This is a genomic window from Sphingomonas sp. PP-CE-1G-424 (genome assembly GCF_004341085.1).
Classification (GTDB): Bacteria; Pseudomonadota; Alphaproteobacteria; order Sphingomonadales; family Sphingomonadaceae; genus Sphingomonas.
The window spans coordinates 625,929-643,825 of record NZ_SLXW01000002.1; the positions used below are offsets into that span (position 1 = coordinate 625,929).

The following is a 17,897-nucleotide window of genomic DNA, read 5'->3' on the forward strand; positions in this document are numbered from 1 at the left end:
GATGTAATCCTTTACATTCGTTTCACGCCTCCGTAGCCTCGTGTCCGACAAGCAGGAAAACTGCGATCGGAGAGGTGGCGAATGGCCGTGACGAACGATGGATTTCAGGCCGCGCCCGCGGTCGGTGGAATGCTGACCGGCCGCCTCAGCGTGATGATGTTCCTGCAGTTCTTCGTCTGGGGCGCCTGGACCGTCACGCTCGGCCTCGTCATGCAGACCGTCGGCATCGGCAACCTCATCGGCAACGCCTTTTCGGTCGGGCCGATCGCGTCGATCGTCGGCTCGTTCCTGCTCGGCATGGCGGCGGCGCGCTACGTCGCCCCGCGGATGCTGATGGTGATCCTGCACCTGATCGGCGGCGTGCTGCTGTTCCTGCTCCCGGCGCTGGTCACACCCGAGAATGGCCGGACCTTCGTCTGGCTGCTGCTCTGCTACATGATCCTCTACATGCCGACGGTGGGCCTAGCGAACACGATCGCGCTGAAGAGCTTCGGCGAGCGGACCGACAAGTTCCCGTTCGTCCGCGCGTTCGGCACGCTCGGCTGGATCACCGCTGGCCTCCTCATCGGCTGGGCGGGCCTGTCCGCTAGCCCGGAGATTTTCCGCGTCGCAGGCGTGGTGTCGATCGTTCTCGGCCTCTACAGCTTCACGCTGCCGAACGTCACGGCGGATGCGCCGCGCGACGAGAGCGTTCTCCGCCAGGTGTTCTGCGTCGAGGCGTTCGGGTTGCTCCGCCAGCGCTCGTTCCTGATCTTCATGACCTGCGCGACGCTGATCTCGATCCCGCTCGCGATGTATTACGCCTATGCCTCGCCCTATGTCGGCGCGACGGGCATCAGCAACGTCGGCGGCACGCTCGCGATCGGGCAGATGTCCGAGCTCGTCTTCATGTTCTCGATGCCGTGGCTGTACCGCCGGTTCGGCGTGAAGCCGCTGCTGCTGGTCGGCATGGCGGCATGGGCACTGCGCTACGCCTTGTTCGCGATCGGCGATGGCGGATCGTCGATCTGGGCGGTGTATCTCGGCGTCGCGCTGCACGGCGTGTGCTATGATTTCTTCTTCGTCGCCGGCGCGATCTACACCGGCACGATCGCGACGCCGAAGGGTGTGAACGCGCAGGCGCAGGGCATGCTGACGCTGTTCACCTACGGCGTCGGCATGCTGCTCGGCTCGCAGATCGGCGCGCTGCTGTACGCGCAGCTGCCCGCATCGCCGACCATCGCCGACTGGCAGCATATGTGGTGGTATCCCGCCATCGCCGCCGCAGTGATCGCGCTGCTGTTCCAGTTCACGTTCCGCGACGACACCAGAAAGAGTGCAGCATGACCGGTATGAAGGGCCCCGGGATATTCCTCGCCCAGTTCCTTGGCGACGAAGCGCTGTTCGACACGCTCGACGGTCTGGCGGAATGGGCGGCGGGGCTCGGCTATGTCGGCGTCCAGATCCCCTGCAACGCGCAGTTGATCGACCTGAAGCTTGCCGCGGAAAGCAAGGCGTATTGCGACGATCTTCGCGGGCGGCTGGCGAAGCACGGCATCGAAGTGACCGAATTGTCGACGCATCTGCAAGGCCAGCTCGTTGCCGTCCATCCGGCGTACGACACGCTGTTCGACGGCTTCGCCCCCCCCGAGGTCCACGGCAAACCCGCCGAGCGTCAGCTTTGGGCGGTTGAGCAGGTGAAACTGGCGGCGAAGGCGAGCGCCAACCTTGGCCTGTCGGCGCATGCGACATTCTCGGGCGCTCTGGCATGGCCGTACGTCTATCCATGGCCGCAACGTCCCGCCGGGCTGATCGGGGAAGCGTTCGCCGAACTCGCGCGTCGCTGGACTCCGATCCTCGACGTGTTCGAGGATTTGGGCGTCGATTGTGCGTTCGAGGTGCATCCCGGCGAGGACGTCCATGACGGCGCGACCTGGGAGCGGTTCCTGGCGGCCGTCGACAACCATCCTCGTGCGCGCCTGCTGTTCGATCCGTCGCATTTCGTGCTGCAGCAGCTCGACTATCTCGACTTCATCGACCGCTATCACGATCGGATTTCGTGCTTCCACGTCAAGGATGCCGAGTTCAACCCGAACGGTCGCACCGGCGTGTACGGCGGCTACGAGAACTGGGTCGATCGCGCTGGCCGCTTCCGCTCACTCGGCGACGGGCAAGTCGATTTCTCCGGCATCTTCAGCAAGATGGCGCAATATGGCTATGACGGCTGGGCGGTGCTCGAATGGGAGTGCGCGCTGAAACGGTCCGATGACGGCGCCCGCGAAGGTGCACCGTTCATCCGCGACCACATCATCCGCCTGACCGAGCGCCCGTTCGACGACTTCGCCGCTAGCGGCATCGATCGCACCGCGATTCGCAAGCTACTCGGACTGTCCGAGGGGCAGGCATGAGCCGGCTTCGTCTCGGCATGGCCGGCGGCGGGGAGGGGGCCTTTATCGGCGCCGTCCACCGGATGGCGGCGGCGCTCGACGGCGATTGGGACCTGGTGGCGGGTGCGTTCAGCACCGATGGCGGGCGCAACACGCGCACCGGCGAGCGGCTCGGACTGGACCCGCAGCGGGTCTACCCATCGCTCGACGCCTTGATCGCGCACGAACGCACATTGCCCGTGGACGAACGAATCGAGGCGCTCGCGATCGTCACGCCGAACTACCTTCACGCGCCAATGGCGATCGCGGCACTGGACGCCGGATTCCACGTATTCTGCGAAAAGCCGATGGCGATGAGCGTTGTCGAGGCCGAGGCGATCGCCGCTGCCGCCAAGGCCAGCGGCCGCCAGTTTGCGCTGGCGTTCACCTATAGCGGCTACCCCATGATCGAAGAGGCGCGCGCGCGGGTCGAACGCGGCGATCTCGGGGCGATCCGTCTGGTCCAGGTCGAATATCTGCAAGGCTGGCTCAGCCAACCGATCGACACCAATGGCAACAAGCAGGCCGAATGGCGCACCGATCCTGCGCGCGCCGGTCTCGGCGGCTGTCTCGGCGACATCGGCACGCATGCGTTCCAGCTTGCCGAGCATGTCTCCGGCCTGTCGGTGGAGTCGGTCTCGGTGGACCTCACCACGCATGTCGAAGGCAGGCGGCTTGACGACGACGTCAGCGCACTGCTCCGCTTTGAGGGCGGCGCACGCGGCGTGCTCAAGGCGAGCCAGGTCGCGGCGGGCGAGGAGAACGGGCTTCGACTGCGTATCCACGGCGAACACGGCGGGCTCGACTGGTCACAGATGGAGCCCAACACGCTGACGCTCCGCTGGCTCGACCGCCCGGCGGAGATCGTGCGTACCGGCGGCCCGGGCATGCTCGACGCGACCACCACGCTGGTGCGGACTCCGGCGGGGCATCCCGAGGGGTATATCGAGGCGTTCGCCAACCTCTACCGCGCATTCGCCTCGGCAATCCGCGGTGATGGCGACAAACGCTGGGTTCCGGGCGTGACCGATGGCCTGCGCACGATGCGCTTTATCGAGGCGGTCATCGCTAACGCCGGGTCGGACCGGAAATGGACATCAATGGATTCGGGAGACTCTGAATGAAGTTGCTCATGGCCTTGGTCGCGGGAAGCATCGCGGCGGTTGCGGCGGTCACGATATCCGTGCCGACCACCGCACAATCGACTGCAGCGTCGCCGCCGGCGTTCGCGGCCTGCCGCGCGTGCCATACCGTGGTGAAGGGCGGCCGCAACGGCATCGGCCCGAACCTGTACGGCGTGGTTGGTCGTGCCGCCGCAGCGACGCCCGGCTTCAATTATTCCGCTGCGATGAAGGCGTCGAAACTGCGCTGGGACGAGCAGACGCTGAACGAGTATCTCGCAGCTCCCCAGAAGAAGGTGCCGGGCACGCGAATGCTGATCGCGACGCCCGATGCCGCCAAGCGCGGGGCGATCATCGCGTATCTCAAGGCGGAGGGCGCGAAGTGATCGCGCCGCGCGCATGACGCTCTCGCGCCGCACCCTGCTTGCCGCCGGTGCCGCCGCCTCGCTGATCCCCGCCGGGATCGCCGCCCAGCGTCGTAGCACGAATGCCGCACGCTTCTCGCTCGGCTACGCCCCGCACGAAGGCAGCTTCGCCAGCCGCGGCGGACGGATCGAGCAGATCGCCTACGCCGCCGACCAGGGCTTCACCGCCTGGGAGGACAACGAGGCGGCAACGCGGTCGGTGGCCGAGCAGGAGCAGATGGCCAAGGCGCTCACGCAGCGCGGCATGACGATGGGCGTGTTCGTCGCCAGCATGCCGAAATGGTCGCAGTCGCGGCCGCTCCTCGGCGCGAACGACGGCGCCGAGCGCGAGGCATTCCTCGCCGACATCCGCGCGTCGCTCGACGTCGCCAAGCGACTGAACGCGAAGCACATGACCGTCGTCACCGGCTTCATGGACCCGAAGGTGCCCGTGGATATCCAGACCGCCCGCGTGATCGACGTAATGCGCCGCGCGGGCGATATCGTCGCGTCGTCGGGCACGGCGATGGTGATGGAGCCGCTCAACACGCGGACCAACCATCCCGGCGTCTACATGCAGACGATCTCGCAGGGCTATGCGGTCGCGCGCGGTGCCAACAGCCCCGCGGTGAAGATCCTCGCCGACCTGTATCACGAGCAGATCCAGTCGGGGAATCTGATCCCGACGCTGGCGACCTGCTGGAGCGAGATCGGCTATATCCAGTTCGGCGACAATCCGGGCCGCAACGAGCCGTCGACCGGCGAGATCAACTTCGCCTCGATCGTGAAATGGCTGAAGGCGAAACGCTACACCGGCGTGATCGGTATGGAACACGGCAATTCGATCGCCGGCCGCGCAGGCGAGGATCGCCTGATCGCCGCCTATCGCGAGATCGACGCAGCATGAAGGGGATGGGGATGAAGACGGTGGTGATGGCGAGTGTCATCGTGGCGATGGCGTTGACGACGGTGGGCCCGGTCGCGGCGCAGGACAAGCCTGGCTTCAAGGACACGCCGATGCTGCCCGGCGGCCAGTGGCACGTCCACGACGCTGACCGCCCCGCGCCGATCGTGGTCGCGCCGGCCACTACCCCCGGTGGTCCGCCCGCCGACGCCGTGGTGCTGTTCGACGGGCGTTCGCTCGACGCATGGAAGCCTGACCGCATCGCTTGGCCGATCGCCAACGGTGCGCTGACGATCCCGTCACGCGCGAAAAGCGGCGGCGAGAACAACCTCGTCTCGAAACAGAGCTTTGGCGACGTGCAGATGCATCTCGAATTCCGCTCGCCCAACCCGCCGACGAAAAGCTCGCAGGATCGCGGCAACAGCGGCATCTGGTTCATGCAGCGCTACGAACTGCAGATCCTCGATGGCTCGCAAAACCCGACCTATGCCGATGGCACCGTCGGCGCGGTCTATGGCTGGAAGCCGCCGCTGGTGAACGCCGCGCGCCGTCCCGGCGAGTGGCAGACCTACGACATCGTGTTTGAGCACCCGCGCTTCGCCGCCGACGGTAGCCTGCTTCGCCCCGCCTACGTTACCGCGCTATTGAACGGCGTGCTCGTCCAGAACCACCAGGCGATGCTCGGCACCACCATCTGGCGCAAGGTCGCCAGTTACATCGCGCACGCCGACGCCGCGCCGATCCAGTTGCAGGATCACGACTCGCCGGTGTCGTTCCGCAACATCTGGGTCCGTCCGCTGACCGAAGCGGCAATCGCGCAGGACCTGAAGAAGGACGGTAAATGATCGACCGCAGAACAGCACTCGCCGGTGTCGTCGCCATGTTCGGCACGGCTTTATATGCGCCGATCGCACGCGCAGCCGGGGTCGCGGCAACACCGGGCGCGGCGGCGGGCATCCCCGTCATCAGCGAAGGTCCGCCGAGCGTCGCGGTCTTCACAGCCCCCCAGCGCGCGCTGATGACCGCACTCAGCGAACGTGTCCTGCCGACCACCGACACGCCGGGCGCGATTGCCGCGGGCGTCCCCGCGTTTATCGAAAAGTTGCTCGCCGACTGGGCCGCACCCGCCGATCGCGTCCCGATCCTCGCCGGCCTCGACGCGATCGAAGCGCGAAGCTTGGCGGACTACAAGGTCCCCGGCGCAAAGGCGACCGCGGCACAGCACGACGCGCTGCTCACGCTCGCGATGAACGACCAGATCCCGTCGGGCGGCGTCTTCTTCGAGGCGTTCCGCCAGCTCGTCGTCACCGGCTATTACACGTCGGAAATCGGCATGACGCAGGAGCGCGAATATCTGCCGGTGCCGGGCGAGTATAACGGCGCTTTCCCCTATTCTCAGGTCAACAAGGTGTATTCCGCATGATCCTCAGCCGTAGAAACCTGCTCGCCGGCTCCGGCGCGGTTGCAGCGCTCGCATTCGTGCCGACCGCCTCCGCGGCACAGTTGAAGGCGATCGGCCTGCAACTCTACACCATCCGCGACATCTTCTCGAAGGACCCGTTCGGTACGCTCGGGCAGGTCGCCAAGATCGGCTACCGCGAGGTCGAATTTGGCGGTGGCGGCTACGAGGGCATGGACCACGCGCAGCTGCGCCGGACGATGGACAAGCTCGGCCTGACCGCGCCCTCGGTGCATATCGGCTACGACGCGCTGCTCCAGCGGTTCGACCAGTCGGTGACGATGGCCAAGACGCTCGGTGCGACCACGGTCGTGCTGCCGTACATGACCGACGAGCATCGCAACGAAGCGGGCTGGACCGCGGCACTGCCGAACTTCAACCGGTTCGCCACCGACCTGAAAAAGGCCGGGCTGGGCTTTGCGTATCACAATCACGATTTCGAGTTCACCACTAAGCCGGGCGGCGTCAGCCTGTACGAGCGGCTGCTGAAGGAGACCGACCCCGCGCTCGTGAAGCTCGAACTCGATCTATACTGGGCGCTGCATGCGGGCGAGAACCTGACGACGCTGATCGAACGCCTGTCGCAGCGGATCTATGCCTACCACGTCAAGGATATGCGCCCCGATCGCAGCATGGCGGCGGTCGGCGCAGGCACAGTCGATTTCGCCGCGCTGTTCAAGCTGAAGGGCAGCGCCGGCGTCCGGCATTTCTACGTCGAGAACGACCAGGCCCCGGCACCATACCTGCCCGACATCACCACGAGTTTCCGGACGTTGCGCGCGCTTCGTTTCTGATCGGGCGCGTTCTTACAAGAGATTAGGAGAGGAAGATCATGGCCGAGACCAACAGGTTCGACGCGATCGTAATCGGTTCGGGCGTCAGCGGCGGTTTCGCTGCGAAGGAATTGACCGAGAAGGGCCTCCGCGTCCTGATGCTCGATCGCGGCAAGATGGTCGAGCATGGCGAAGGCTACACCTATGACGGCAAGCCCGCATACGAGGTGCCCGCGCGCAACATCATGCCCAAGCCATTGGTGGAGAGCGACTATTTCATCGCCAAGCACGGCTATGTCCAGCCCAGTAACCGCGAGTTCCACAATGACGACCGGCTGAACCCGTACGCCTATGACGAGGGCAGCAAGTTCTACTGGATCCGGCCGGGCGCGGTCGGCGGCAAGTCGCTGATATGGGGCCGTTGGTGCTTCCGCTGGAGCCCGCAAGACTTCGAGGCGAACAAGCGCGACGGCATCGATGGCGAATGGCCGATCGGCTATGATGACGTCGCGCCGTGGTACAGCTATGTCGAGAAATACATCGGCGTGTCCGGCTCGCGCGAGAACCTCGCCTATTTGCCCGACAGCGAATTCCAGCCGCCGATGCCAATGAACGTCGCCGAGAAGTGGTTGAAGCAAGGTCTCGAATCCAAGTTCCCCGGCCGCAAACTGATCAACACGCGGCTGTCGAACATGACCGAGGACAAGCCCGACCAGAACCGCACGAAATGCCAGTTCCGCAACCAGTGCGGCAATGGTTGCTCGTTCGGCGCCTATTTCTCGACTCAGGCCGTTACCCTGCCAGCCGCCCGCGCGACCGGTCGCCTGACGCTCAAGTCGGACTCGGTCGTCACCAACCTTGTGTACGACGCGGCACGGAAAAAGGTTACCGGCGTCCGCTATATCGACGCCAAGACCGGCCAGGCGCAAACCGTCAACGCCGACCTCGTCTTCCTCTGCGCGTCGGCGATCGCCTCGACGCAGATCCTGCTGAACTCGCGCGCGCCGGGCAGTGACCGCAGCTATTTCGACGAGAGCGGCACGCTGGGCCGCTATGTGATGGACCACATCTTCCGCGTCGGGATCGAAGGCGACATCCCCGGCATGGAGGAGTTCATCGAATTCGGTCGCCGGCCCGGCGGCGTCTACATCCCGCGCTTTCGCAACATCGGCGGCAACGAGGGCGTCGGCTTCAAGCGCGGCTATGGCTATCAGGGCAGCGCCTATCGCAACCCCGCCGCCCCGGTCGGCTTCGGCGCATCTATGAAGCAGGGCATGCGGAAATACGCGCCGTGGCGGTTCAGCATGGGCGCGTTCGGCGAGTGCCTTCCCTATGCCGACAACAAGGTTTCGCTGCACGCTACCAAGGTCGACCGGTTCGGCGTGCCGCTGGTCCGTTTCGACGTGCGCTTCCGCGACAACGAACTGAAGATGATGACCGACGCACGGGCGCAGGGCGAGGCGATGCTGAAAGGTGCAGGGCTCACCAACGTCAAGAGTTCGGAGAGCGAGCACGTCCCCGGCGACGCGATCCATGAGATGGGCGGTGCCCGCATGGGCCGCGATCCGCGCACCTCGGTGCTCAACGAATGGAGCCAGGCGCACGCGGCGTCCAACCTGTATGTGACCGACGGGGCGCAAATGGCCTCGATCTCGTGCGTAAACCCGTCACTGACTTTTATGGCGCTGACCGCCCGTGCTGCCGATCATGCGGTTCGTCAGAAAAAGTCGCGCGCCTAGCGACGGTGGGTTACGCCGCCGACCAGAAAATAGGCGGCGTGGAGTGGCGTTACGGCGCGGCCGTTTTGGCCAGCTAATTATGTACTTTGGGATGTTGAAAGACTGCGCATATTCCAGCGCTACGTGTTTTCAATGACAGCTGGTGACCCCTACGAGAATCGAACTCGTGCTTACGCCGTGAGAGGGCGTCGTCCTAACCGCTAGACGAAGGGGCCGTTAGCAGATGCGGGCGTCTACGGAATGGGGTGGCAGGCGTCAAGACGCTTGCCGATAATTCCTTAGACGCCCGCCCGTTTCGTCAGGCGCCCGTTTTGTCAGGCGGCAGCCTTCTTGCGCTCGGCCATTTCCTCGTTGAGCATCTCGGCCAGCAGGAACGCGAGCTCGAGGCTCTGGCTGGCGTTGAGGCGGGGGTCGCAATGGGTGTGATAGCGGTCGGCTAGCGACTGCTCGGTCACGTCGACCGCACCGCCCGTGCACTCGGTCACGTTCTGCCCGGTCATCTCGGCATGGATGCCGCCAGCGTGCGTGCCTTCCGCGCGGTGGACCGCGAAAAAGCCGCGGACTTCGGCGAGGATGCGATCGAACGGCCGCGTCTTGTAGCCGTTGGCGGCCTTGACGACGTTGCCGTGCATCGGGTCGCAGCTCCACACCACCGGATGGCCCTCGCGCGTGACGGCTCGGACCAGGCGGGGCAGGTTGGCCTCGATCTTGTCATAGCCATAGCGCGTGATCAGCGTCATCCGGCCGGGGACGCGGCCTGGGTTGAGCGTGTCGAGCATGCGCAACAAGGCGTCGGGCTCGAGGCTCGGGCCGCACTTGATGCCGATCGGGTTGCCGATGCCGCGGAGGTATTCGACGTGGCTCGAACCCTCGAAGCGCGTGCGATCGCCGATCCACAGGAAATGCGCGCTGGTATCGTACCAGTCACCGGTCAGCGAATCCTGCCGGGTCAGCGCCTGCTCGTACTGGAGCAGAAGCGCCTCGTGGCTGGTGTAGAAATGCGTCTGCGCGAGCTGCGGCACGGTCTCGGGATCGATCCCGCAGGCGGCCATGAACTCGAGCGCCTCGCCGATCCGGTCCGCGGTCTCGGCGTATTTCTTCGACCAGGGGCTGCGGCCCATGAAGTCGTGCGTCCAGCGGTGAACCTGATGCAGGTTCGCGTAGCCGCCCTGTGCGAACGCTCGCAGCAGGTTGAGCGTCGCCGCCGACTGCGAATAGGCGCGGATCATCCGCTGAGGGTCGGGCGCGCGCGATTCCGCGGTGAAGGCGATATCGTTGACGTTGTCGCCGCGGTACGAGGGCAGCTCGACGCCGCCGATCGTCTCGGTATCGGTCGAGCGCGGCTTGGCGAACTGTCCCGCCATGCGGCCGAGCTTCACGACCGGCAGCTTCGACGCGTAAGTGAGCACGACGGCCATCTGGAGGATGACGCGGAACGTGTCGCGGATATTGTTGGCGCTATGCTCAGCGAAGCTCTCAGCGCAATCGCCGCCCTGGAGCAGGAACGCCTTGCCGGCGGCGACTTCGGCAAGCGACGCGGTAAGGTTGCGCGCTTCGCCGGCGAACACGAGCGGCGGGAACGTGGCCAGCTGGTCGGTCGCCGCGGTCAGCGCGGCGGCGTCGGGATAGGTGGGGAGCTGTCGTGCTTCGTGACGCGTCCAGCTGTCGGGGGCCCAGTTCGCGGCCATATCATGTCGTCCGATTGATGAATTGTGGGGCTGGCCATGCGGGAAAATGCCTTTTCGCGCAATGAAGTAAAGCTTTGGGGCGGGTGTGTCGGCTGGTTTCAATAGCCCGCGTTGAGGTCGGCGACGTTCCTCATCGGTTTGTTCGCTAGGAACGCGGCAAGGTTGTCGAGGAATAGCGCGGCGCCGCGCGCGAACATGGTCGTCTGGCTGCGGCCCGACAGATGCATCGTCACGATTGCGTTGGGCGTCGACCACAGCGGGTGCTCAGGGGGCAGCGGCTCGGGGCTGGTCGGGTCGAGCACCGCACCCGCAATGCCGCCCGCGGTGAGCGCGGCGATCAGTGCGTCGTCGTCGATCATGTCGCCGCGGGCGATATTGATCAGCCATGCGGACGGTTTCATCGCCGCGAGTTCGTCGCGGCCGATCATCGCGTGCGTGGCGCCGGTCGAGGGGGCGGCCAGGATGATCCAGTCGAAGTCTCCGAGCCGATCGCGCCACGCGTCGGGTGTGAGCGTGCCGTCGCGGCCGGTGCGCGTGACGCCGGTGACGTCGACGCCGAACGCGCTCAGGCGATCGCCGATCATCTTGCCGATCGTGCCGTAGCCGATGACGAGGGCCTTGGTGCCGGCGAGTTCGATCTTGCCGGGCGCGTCCTTGAGCCATTCGTGGCGGTCCTGCGCGCGAACGACGGTGTCGAAGCGCTTGGCGGCGACGAGCACGGCCATCACGGCGTATTCGGCGACCGCGACGGCGTTGATGCCCGCACCGTTGGTCAGCGTGACGCCGTTCTCGCGCAGCGTGCCGAGCGGGAACGCGTCGAGCCCGGCGTAGATCGTCGAGACCCATCTGAGGGTCGGCCCGGCGTGGCGGATCGCGTCGGCGACGAGCTCGGTCGGCTGCATGTCGACCCAGGCTATGTCCGCATCGGCGATCATCGCGTTCGCCTCGGCGGGCTTGGTGAACCAGGCGATGTCGAGGTCCGCGGGGAGGTGCGGTTCGAGGAGCGGGCGGGCGGCGGCGGGGAGGACGGCTTTCATTGGGAGAGCATCGGCGCGCGGCGAGGCATGTCAAGTTGTGGCGGGATAGGAACGAGTTGGTTCGCGTACGACTTCTCCATCCTCCCCCGCCAGGGGGAGGTGGCGCCGCATGCGACGGAGGGGGAGGGCACGCATAAAGGTTGCCTTTTCCTCCCCCTCCGTCTGGCAAGGGCCAGCCACCTCCCCCCTGGCGGGGGAGGATCGGATAGCGCCGAAGCTGGTGAGCGTTACTTAGAGCGCGATCTTCCAGTCCCAGCCGAGCGAGTCGCCGTCCATCACCTCGACTCCGGCGGCGGCGAGTTCGTCGCGGATCGCATCCGACCGTTCGAAATCCTTTGCGGCGCGGGCGTCGCGGCGGTCCGAGAGACGCGCGGCGATGGTGGCTTCGTCGATCGTTGCCGTTACCGGGCGGATCCGCAGGTCCTCGCGGCTGATCGTCGCGAGATCGAGTCCCAGCACCGCGTCGAAATCGTCCAGCGCGGCGATCCGGTCCGCTGGAGCGACTCGCTTGTCCGCGAGCAGTTCGTCGAGGATCGGCAGCGCGCGAGGCGTCGCGAGATCGTCCGATACGGCCTCTTCCAGCCGATCGGCATAGGCATGCGCGCTGCCCGACGGGCCGCCGGGCTCGCGGGCACGCAACGTCTCGACCGCCTGCACCATCCGCTTCAGGCGGATCGCTGCCGCCGCGAGGTTCTCCCAAGAGAATTCAAGCTCGCTGCGATAGTGCGCCTGAAGGCACATCAGGCGGTAGGCGAGGGGGTGGAAGCCGCGATCGACGATCGTCTGCATCGTCGTGAACTGGCCGGTCGACTTCGACATCTTGCCCGCGCGTTCGACCAAGAAGTTGTTGTGCATCCAGACGCTCGCACCGGTATCGCCGCACTCGCAATGCGCCTGGTTCTGCGCGATCTCGTTGGGATGATGAATCTCGCGGTGATCGATCCCGCCGGTGTGGATGTCGAAATGCGCGCCGAGGTAATGCTTGCTCATCACCGAGCATTCGAGATGCCAGCCGGGAGCGCCGCGGCCCCAGGGTGAATCCCATTCCATCTGGCGGTTTTCGCCCGGAGTCGAGGTGCGCCAGATCGCGAAGTCCTGCGGGTTGCGCTTGCCGGCGACGGGTTCGATTCGGCTTTCGATGTCGTCGTTCCCGGCACGTGCGAGGCGGCCATAGTCCGGGACCGTCGCCACATCGAAATACAGCCCGCTGTCGAGCATATAGCAGTGCTTCGGTGCGATCTGTTCGGCGAACGCGACCATCTCGGCGATATGATCCGTCGCGACCGCCCAGCGTGCTGGCGAAACGATGTTGAGGCGCGCGACATCGCGTTTGAACACGTCGGTGTAATAGGCCGCGATCTCCCAGATCGAACGTCCTTGTGCGGCAGCGGCCTTCTCCATCTTGTCGTCGCCGACATCGGCGTCGGAGGTCAGGTGCCCGACATCGGTGATGTTGATGACGTGAGTCGTCGGCCATCCCTTCCACCGCAGCACGCGGCCCAGCGTGTCGGCAAACAGGAAGGCACGCATGTTGCCGATGTGCTGGTAATTATAGACGGTCGGCCCGCAGGTGTAGAGCCCGACATCGGTTGGGTCGATCGGCTGGAACGTCTCGAGCTGGCGCGTGAGGCTGTTATACAGGGTCAGGGGAATGCGGGTCATGCGGCTGCTCTTAGCGATGCATTGGTGCGGCCGCAAAGGCAGCAAAGTGGCGTGCCGATATACGGGGAAGCGCGGTTTGGCTTGAAACCCCCGCACTCCCCTGATAGGCCCCAGTTCATGCGGCGCGGACCTATTCGCGACGGCAAAAATCTATTCGACCGGAGCTTAACGGGTTTATGCAGATCATCGTACGCGACAACAACGTCGACCAGGCCCTTCGCGCGCTCAAGAAGAAGCTGCAGCGCGAAGGCGTGTATCGCGAGATGAAGCTGCGCCGGCACTATGAGAAGCCGTCGGAGAAGCGTGCACGTGAGCGTGCAGCGGCGATTCGTCGCTCGCGCAAGCTCGACCGCAAGCGCGCAGAGCGCGACGGCGCACGGTAAGATTTGGTCGGCCAGGCCCGGCGAACGGGCAGGCCGATAGTTTCGGGGGGTGTCGTGATCGGCGCCCCCGTTTGCTTTCCAACGGCACGCACGGCGCTCCGGCGTGACCAGATGACCGGGGCCTGATCCGATGTCGACCGTCACCGCAGTGCCGCTGCAGCCCACCAAGCGCAGCTACCTTGTCTATCTCTGGGTCGGTATCGCGCTCGCGCTGATCGCCGCAGTAGCGCTTGCGCGGCAGGGCGACGACCCCTTGGCGCGAAATGCGCGTGCCCGCGGCGTGGTCGTCACCGCGTCCGGGTTGCAGTACAAGGTGATCGCGCCCGGCAAGCCCGGTGCGGCAAAGCCCACCGATGCGGACGTCGCGCTGGTGAACTACGAGGGCAAGCTGCTTAACGGGACGACCTTCGACAAGTCGCAGCAGCCGATGCCGATGCCGGTAACCGGCGTCGTCCCGGGCTTCTCCGAAGCGCTGAAGCTGATGCCGAAGGGGTCGAAGTACCGGTTCTGGATGAAGCCGTCGCTTGGCTATGGCGACAAGGCCGCCGGCCCGATCCCGGCCAACTCGACGCTGGTGTTCGATGTCGAGCTGCTCGACTTCCTGCCGCAGAGCGTAGTGCAGCAGATGCAGGCACAGGCGCAGATGGGTCGTGGCGCCCCGGGTGGCATGCCAGGCGGCGCACAGATGCAGCCGCAGGGTCAGCCCCAGGGTCAGCCTCAGCCGTAATCGTCGTCAGCCGGACGATCGTCCGGCTGCATTCGGCACGGCCGAGATACTAAAACGCGCCCGTGGCCTTGCCGTCGGGCGCGTTTTAGTATGCGCGGCGATTAGTGATAGTGATCAGCGGCGGGGCGGGGCGGGGGGACCGGACGGGGCTGGTCCGGCCAGATGCCGCGCGTATCGAGCACGGTCTTGTCGGCGCGCTCTTCCAGCGGGATCGACTTGAAGACGTCGTGATCGACCAGCACGACCATGATCGCGCACGTCTCGATCGCGCTATCGACGTCGATCAGTGTCGCCCCCGTCTCGGCTAACGCGATCGGCAGCGACTTGGCATAGGGCTCGACGATCCGCACGCGGTCGCCGAACGCGTCCGCCACCGCCTGTGCGACTTTCAGCGCCGGACTTTCGCGGAAGTCGTCGATGTTCGCCTTGAACGCGAGGCCTAGGCAGGCGACCACCGCATCGGGCATCGAGTCGACCAGCGCCGAGACCTGCCCGATGACATGGTCGGTCTTGCCGTCGTTCACTTCGCGCGCGGTGCGGATCAGCGGGGTCTGGTCGGGGGCGGCGTGGACGAGGAACCACGGGTCGACCGCGATGCAATGCCCGCCGACGCCGGGCCCGGGCTGGAGGATGTTGACGCGGGGATGGCGGTTGGCGAGGCGGATCACCTCCCACACGTCAACGCCCATCGTGTCAGCGATCAGCGACAATTCGTTGGCGAACGCGATGTTAACGTCGCGAAACGCGTTCTCGGTGAGCTTGGTCATCTCCGCCGCGCGCGCGGTCGTGGTGACGCAGGCGCCGCGGACGAAGCGGCGATAGAAGGTCAGCGCTTTCCGCGCACACCTAGGTGTGATTCCGCCGATCACGCGGTCGTTGTCGATCAGCTCGACCAGAATGCGGCCGGGCAGCACGCGTTCGGGGCAATAGGCGATCGCGATGTCGGCCTGTTCGCCCGCGCGTCCGGGCACCCGGATATCGGGACGCAGCTTGGCCAATACGTCGCGCACCTGTTCGGTGGTGCCGACGGGGGACGTCGATTCGAGGATGATCGTATCGCCGGCTTTCAGCACTGTCGCGATGGTCGTCGCGGCGTCGAGGACATAGCCGATGTTGGGCGCGTGGTCGGTGTCGAATGGCGTCGGGACCGCGATCACGAACACATCGGCCGGCTCGATCGTCATCGACGCACGTAACGTACCGCGCGCGACGACGCCCGAGACGAGGCCGTCGAGATCGACCTCTTCGATATGCACGCGACCCGAGTTCACCGTTTCGACGACCGATTCGGTCACGTCGACGCCGAGCACGCGCGCGCCGGTGCGGGCGATCACCGCCGCGGTCGGGAGGCCGATATAGCCGAGACCCATGACGACGACGGAGAGTTCGGGATCAGAGAGCATGCGCGGCGGCGTCCTTCGGGGCGGGAATTCGGGCGAGAGTTCGGGCAATGACGTCGGCGATCCGCGCGGCGGCGTGACCGTCGCCGAACGGATTGTGCGCGCGCGCCATTGCGGCATGGGCGGTGGGGTCGTCGAGCAGTGTAAAGATCTCGGTTACGATGCGGTCCTCGTCTGTGCCGATCAGCTTGGCGGTGCCGGCGGCGATTCCCTCGGGTCGCTCGGTCGTCTCGCGCATTACCAGGACGGGTTTGCCGAGCGCGGGCGCCTCCTCCTGCACGCCGCCCGAGTCGGTCAGGACGATGTCGGCCATCCCGAGCGCGCGGACGAAATGCGGGTAATCGAGCGGCGCGATCCGCGCGACGTTGGCGCGGTCGCCGAGGACCGCGTCCATCACCGAGACGACGTTCGGGTTGGGATGGACCGGAAACAGGACCGCGACATCCTCGCGCGCCGCGATTCGCCCGATCGCGCGCGCGATCGCCGCCATGCCGTCGCCGAAATTCTCGCGGCGATGCGTCGTCACCAGGATCAGGCGTTTCCCCGCGAACCGCATCGCGATGTCGTCGAGCCCGGCAGCCAGCGAAGGATCGGCGGCGACCCGGTCGGCGGTCCAGTGCAACGCGTCGATGACCGTGTTGCCGGTCACGTGGATCGTCTCGGCGGCGATCGTCTCGCGGCGCAGCGCCTCGGCCGCAGTGTCGGTCGGCGCGAAGTGGAGCGCGGCGATCGGCGCGACGATCCGGCGGTTCACTTCCTCGGGCCAGGGTTGGTAGATGTCGCCCGAGCGCAGCCCCGCCTCGACATGCGCGACCGGCACCTTTCGGTAATAGGCGGCGAGCGCGCCGGTCATCGCGGTGGCGGTGTCGCCCTGGACGACGACCAGATCGGGGCGTTCGGCATCCATCACCTCGCCGAGCCCCGTCAGCAGGCGCGCGGTCAGGCGGTCGAGCGTCTGCCCCGGCTCCATCAGGTCGAGATCGATGTCGGGAGCGAGGTCGGCGATCGCGAGCACCTGATCGAGCAACCCGCGATGTTGGGCGGTCACGCAGGTTCGCACCGTGAGCCCAGATATCGCCGCCAGCGCGCGGATCACCGGAAAGAGTTTGATCGCTTCGGGGCGCGTTCCGAAAATGACGAGGATCTTGGACATGGAACCTCTCTAGCCCAGGATATTTAAGGACGCGCTAACCGGTTACAGCGTTTCTTTGGTCGGCTGTTCGGAATTGCGCGGGTGCGTAACGATCGGTAAATGGTGCACCGCAACTAAACGACCTCGACGACATAATTGGAGCTCCGAATGACGATCAAGCCGCTTCGCAAGGCCGTATTTCCCGTCGCCGGACTCGGCACGCGCTTCCTGCCGGCGACCAAGTCGATGCCCAAGGAAATGCTCACCGTCGTCGACAAGCCGCTGATCCAGTACGCGGTCGAGGAAGCGCTGGAAGCGGGGATCGAGCAGATCATCTTCGTGACCGGCCGCGGCAAGGGCGCGCTCGAGGATCATTTCGATATCTCGTACGAGCTCGAAGCGACGATGAAGGCGCGGGGCAAGTCGCTCGATGCGATCAGCCATATCCGGATGAAGCCGGGTTCGCCCGTCTATGTCCGCCAGCAGGAGCCGCTGGGCCTCGGCCATGCCGTCTGGTGCGCGCGCGAGATCGTCGGCGACGAGCCGTTCGCGGTGCTGCTGCCGGACGAGCTGATGGTAGGCAAGCCGGGCTTCATGAAGCAGATGGTCGAGGCGTATAACCGGGTCGGCGGCAACGTGATCGGTGCGCTCGAAGTCGCCGATTCGGAAACGGACAAGTACGGCATCATCTCGCCCGGCGCGATCGATGGCCGGCTGACCGAAGTGAAGGCGCTCGTCGAAAAGCCCAAACAGGGTTCTGCGCCGTCGAACCTGATGATCCCCGGCCGCTACATCCTGCAGCCCGACGTGATGCGGATCCTCGAGACGCAGGAAAAGGGTGCGGGCGGCGAGATCCAGCTGACCGACGCGATGGCGCAGCTGATCGGCAACCAGCCGTTCCACGGCTTCACTTTCGATGGTCAGCGCTACGATTGCGGCGACAAGGCTGGGTACATCCAGGCCAATCTCGCGATTGCGCTGTCGCGCGCCGATATCGGTCCGGCGGTTCGCGACTTCGCCAAGGGCCTGCTTCAGGGCTGAGCCGAACCGGCCCGCCCAGTCT

17 protein-coding genes and 1 tRNA gene are annotated in these 17,897 nt (G+C 65.7%); 12 read left to right on the top strand and 6 right to left on the bottom strand.

What is annotated here, in order from left to right; all coding sequences use genetic code 11:
- Positions 1-81: 81 nt before the first annotated feature.
- From C8J43_RS07970 to C8J43_RS08010, 9 genes are read left to right on the top strand one after another with little or no spacing between them, the layout of a single operon-like run.
- The gene (locus C8J43_RS07970; protein WP_133030421.1) at positions 82-1,326 is read left to right on the top strand and encodes an MFS transporter; all 1,245 of its coding nucleotides are present in this window, start codon (positions 82-84) and stop codon (positions 1,324-1,326) included.
- On the top strand, positions 1,323-2,387 hold the full coding sequence (locus C8J43_RS07975; RefSeq protein ID WP_133030422.1) for a sugar phosphate isomerase/epimerase: 1,065 nt from the start codon (positions 1,323-1,325) through the stop codon (positions 2,385-2,387). Before C8J43_RS07970 ends, C8J43_RS07975 begins: the two co-directional genes overlap by 4 nt.
- On the top strand, positions 2,384-3,529 hold the full coding sequence (locus C8J43_RS07980; RefSeq protein ID WP_133030423.1) for a Gfo/Idh/MocA family oxidoreductase: 1,146 nt from the start codon (positions 2,384-2,386) through the stop codon (positions 3,527-3,529). Before C8J43_RS07975 ends, C8J43_RS07980 begins: the two co-directional genes overlap by 4 nt.
- Positions 3,526-3,912, top strand: coding sequence for a c-type cytochrome (locus C8J43_RS07985; protein WP_133030424.1), 387 nt, complete (start codon positions 3,526-3,528; stop codon positions 3,910-3,912). Before C8J43_RS07980 ends, C8J43_RS07985 begins: the two co-directional genes overlap by 4 nt.
- 13 nt (positions 3,913-3,925) lie before the next feature.
- Positions 3,926-4,837 carry a TIM barrel protein gene (locus tag C8J43_RS07990; protein ID WP_133030425.1) on the top strand — a complete coding sequence of 304 codons (912 nt, stop codon included), beginning with the start codon at positions 3,926-3,928 and terminating at the stop codon, positions 4,835-4,837.
- Positions 4,834-5,679, top strand: coding sequence for a DUF1080 domain-containing protein (locus C8J43_RS07995; RefSeq protein WP_243645469.1), 846 nt, complete (start codon positions 4,834-4,836; stop codon positions 5,677-5,679). Before C8J43_RS07990 ends, C8J43_RS07995 begins: the two co-directional genes overlap by 4 nt.
- A complete protein-coding gene (locus tag C8J43_RS08000) occupies positions 5,676-6,257 on the top strand; it encodes a gluconate 2-dehydrogenase subunit 3 family protein (protein WP_133030426.1) in 582 nt (193 codons plus the stop codon). The genes C8J43_RS07995 and C8J43_RS08000 overlap by 4 nt, the downstream gene beginning before the upstream one ends.
- Positions 6,254-7,087: a sugar phosphate isomerase/epimerase gene (locus tag C8J43_RS08005; protein WP_133030427.1), complete on the top strand. Its 834-nt coding sequence runs from the start codon at positions 6,254-6,256 to the stop codon at positions 7,085-7,087. Before C8J43_RS08000 ends, C8J43_RS08005 begins: the two co-directional genes overlap by 4 nt.
- A gap of 38 nt (positions 7,088-7,125) precedes the next feature.
- Positions 7,126-8,805 (top strand): GMC family oxidoreductase, encoded by a 1,680-nt coding sequence (locus tag C8J43_RS08010; protein WP_133030428.1) that lies wholly within the window; start codon positions 7,126-7,128, stop codon positions 8,803-8,805.
- A 140-nt stretch (positions 8,806-8,945) separates the two neighbouring features.
- Here C8J43_RS08010 and C8J43_RS08015 read toward each other — a convergent pair.
- From C8J43_RS08015 to cysS, 4 genes are all read right to left on the bottom strand, one after another.
- Positions 8,946-9,020, bottom strand: a tRNA-Glu gene (locus C8J43_RS08015).
- 99 nt (positions 9,021-9,119) lie between these two features.
- Entirely contained in the window at positions 9,120-10,493 is a 1,374-nt protein-coding gene (locus tag C8J43_RS08020) for a 3-deoxy-7-phosphoheptulonate synthase class II (protein ID WP_133030429.1), read from the bottom strand.
- A 98-nt stretch (positions 10,494-10,591) separates the two neighbouring features.
- Positions 10,592-11,530, bottom strand: coding sequence for a D-2-hydroxyacid dehydrogenase (locus C8J43_RS08025; RefSeq protein WP_133030430.1), 939 nt, complete (start codon positions 11,528-11,530; stop codon positions 10,592-10,594).
- Between the two features lie 231 nt (positions 11,531-11,761).
- A complete protein-coding gene (cysS, locus tag C8J43_RS08030; protein WP_133030431.1) occupies positions 11,762-13,192 on the bottom strand; it encodes a cysteine--tRNA ligase in 1,431 nt (476 codons plus the stop codon).
- 176 nt (positions 13,193-13,368) lie between these two features.
- Here cysS and rpsU point away from each other — a divergent pair, with 176 nt between their 5' ends.
- On the top strand, positions 13,369-13,575 hold the full coding sequence (gene rpsU / locus C8J43_RS08035) for a 30S ribosomal protein S21 (RefSeq protein WP_055878578.1): 207 nt from the start codon (positions 13,369-13,371) through the stop codon (positions 13,573-13,575).
- A 130-nt stretch (positions 13,576-13,705) separates the two neighbouring features.
- Entirely contained in the window at positions 13,706-14,302 is a 597-nt protein-coding gene (locus C8J43_RS08040; RefSeq protein WP_121904151.1) for an FKBP-type peptidyl-prolyl cis-trans isomerase, read from the top strand.
- Positions 14,303-14,403: 101 nt separating this feature from the next.
- Here the strand turns inward: C8J43_RS08040 and wecC are convergent, their stop codons facing one another.
- Complete coding sequence (gene wecC, locus C8J43_RS08045) at positions 14,404-15,705, bottom strand: UDP-N-acetyl-D-mannosamine dehydrogenase (RefSeq protein ID WP_133030432.1); 1,302 nt, start codon at positions 15,703-15,705, stop codon at positions 14,404-14,406.
- On the bottom strand, positions 15,695-16,855 hold the full coding sequence (wecB, locus tag C8J43_RS08050) for a UDP-N-acetylglucosamine 2-epimerase (non-hydrolyzing) (RefSeq protein ID WP_133030433.1): 1,161 nt from the start codon (positions 16,853-16,855) through the stop codon (positions 15,695-15,697). The genes wecC and wecB overlap by 11 nt, the downstream gene beginning before the upstream one ends.
- Before the next feature lie 147 nt (positions 16,856-17,002).
- Here wecB and galU point away from each other — a divergent pair, with 147 nt between their 5' ends.
- Positions 17,003-17,875 (top strand): UTP--glucose-1-phosphate uridylyltransferase GalU, encoded by an 873-nt coding sequence (gene galU / locus C8J43_RS08055; RefSeq protein WP_133030434.1) that lies wholly within the window; start codon positions 17,003-17,005, stop codon positions 17,873-17,875.
- The last annotated feature ends 22 nt before the right edge of the window (positions 17,876-17,897 follow it).

Bases quoted from the DNA above. Each gene is read 5' to 3' on its own strand.
- C8J43_RS07990 (WP_133030425.1), top strand. From the start codon at position 3,926: ATGACGCTCTCGCGCCGCACCCTGCTTGCCGCCGGTGCCGCCGCCTCG.
- C8J43_RS08040 (WP_121904151.1), top strand. From the start codon at position 13,706: ATGTCGACCGTCACCGCAGTGCCGCTGCAGCCCACCAAGCGCAGCTAC.
- C8J43_RS08020 (WP_133030429.1), bottom strand. From the start codon at position 10,493: ATGGCCGCGAACTGGGCCCCCGACAGCTGGACGCGTCACGAAGCACGA.
- wecC (WP_133030432.1), bottom strand. From the start codon at position 15,705: ATGCTCTCTGATCCCGAACTCTCCGTCGTCGTCATGGGTCTCGGCTAT.
- cysS (WP_133030431.1), bottom strand. From the start codon at position 13,192: ATGACCCGCATTCCCCTGACCCTGTATAACAGCCTCACGCGCCAGCTC.
- C8J43_RS07975 (WP_133030422.1), top strand. From the start codon at position 1,323: ATGACCGGTATGAAGGGCCCCGGGATATTCCTCGCCCAGTTCCTTGGC.
- C8J43_RS08005 (WP_133030427.1), top strand. From the start codon at position 6,254: ATGATCCTCAGCCGTAGAAACCTGCTCGCCGGCTCCGGCGCGGTTGCA.
- C8J43_RS07970 (WP_133030421.1), top strand. From the start codon at position 82: ATGGCCGTGACGAACGATGGATTTCAGGCCGCGCCCGCGGTCGGTGGA.
- wecB (WP_133030433.1), bottom strand. From the start codon at position 16,855: ATGTCCAAGATCCTCGTCATTTTCGGAACGCGCCCCGAAGCGATCAAA.
- C8J43_RS07995 (WP_243645469.1), top strand. From the start codon at position 4,834: ATGAAGGGGATGGGGATGAAGACGGTGGTGATGGCGAGTGTCATCGTG.
- rpsU (WP_055878578.1), top strand. From the start codon at position 13,369: ATGCAGATCATCGTACGCGACAACAACGTCGACCAGGCCCTTCGCGCG.
- C8J43_RS08000 (WP_133030426.1), top strand. From the start codon at position 5,676: ATGATCGACCGCAGAACAGCACTCGCCGGTGTCGTCGCCATGTTCGGC.
- C8J43_RS08025 (WP_133030430.1), bottom strand. From the start codon at position 11,530: ATGAAAGCCGTCCTCCCCGCCGCCGCCCGCCCGCTCCTCGAACCGCAC.
- galU (WP_133030434.1), top strand. From the start codon at position 17,003: ATGACGATCAAGCCGCTTCGCAAGGCCGTATTTCCCGTCGCCGGACTC.
- C8J43_RS07985 (WP_133030424.1), top strand. From the start codon at position 3,526: ATGAAGTTGCTCATGGCCTTGGTCGCGGGAAGCATCGCGGCGGTTGCG.
- C8J43_RS08010 (WP_133030428.1), top strand. From the start codon at position 7,126: ATGGCCGAGACCAACAGGTTCGACGCGATCGTAATCGGTTCGGGCGTC.
- C8J43_RS07980 (WP_133030423.1), top strand. From the start codon at position 2,384: ATGAGCCGGCTTCGTCTCGGCATGGCCGGCGGCGGGGAGGGGGCCTTT.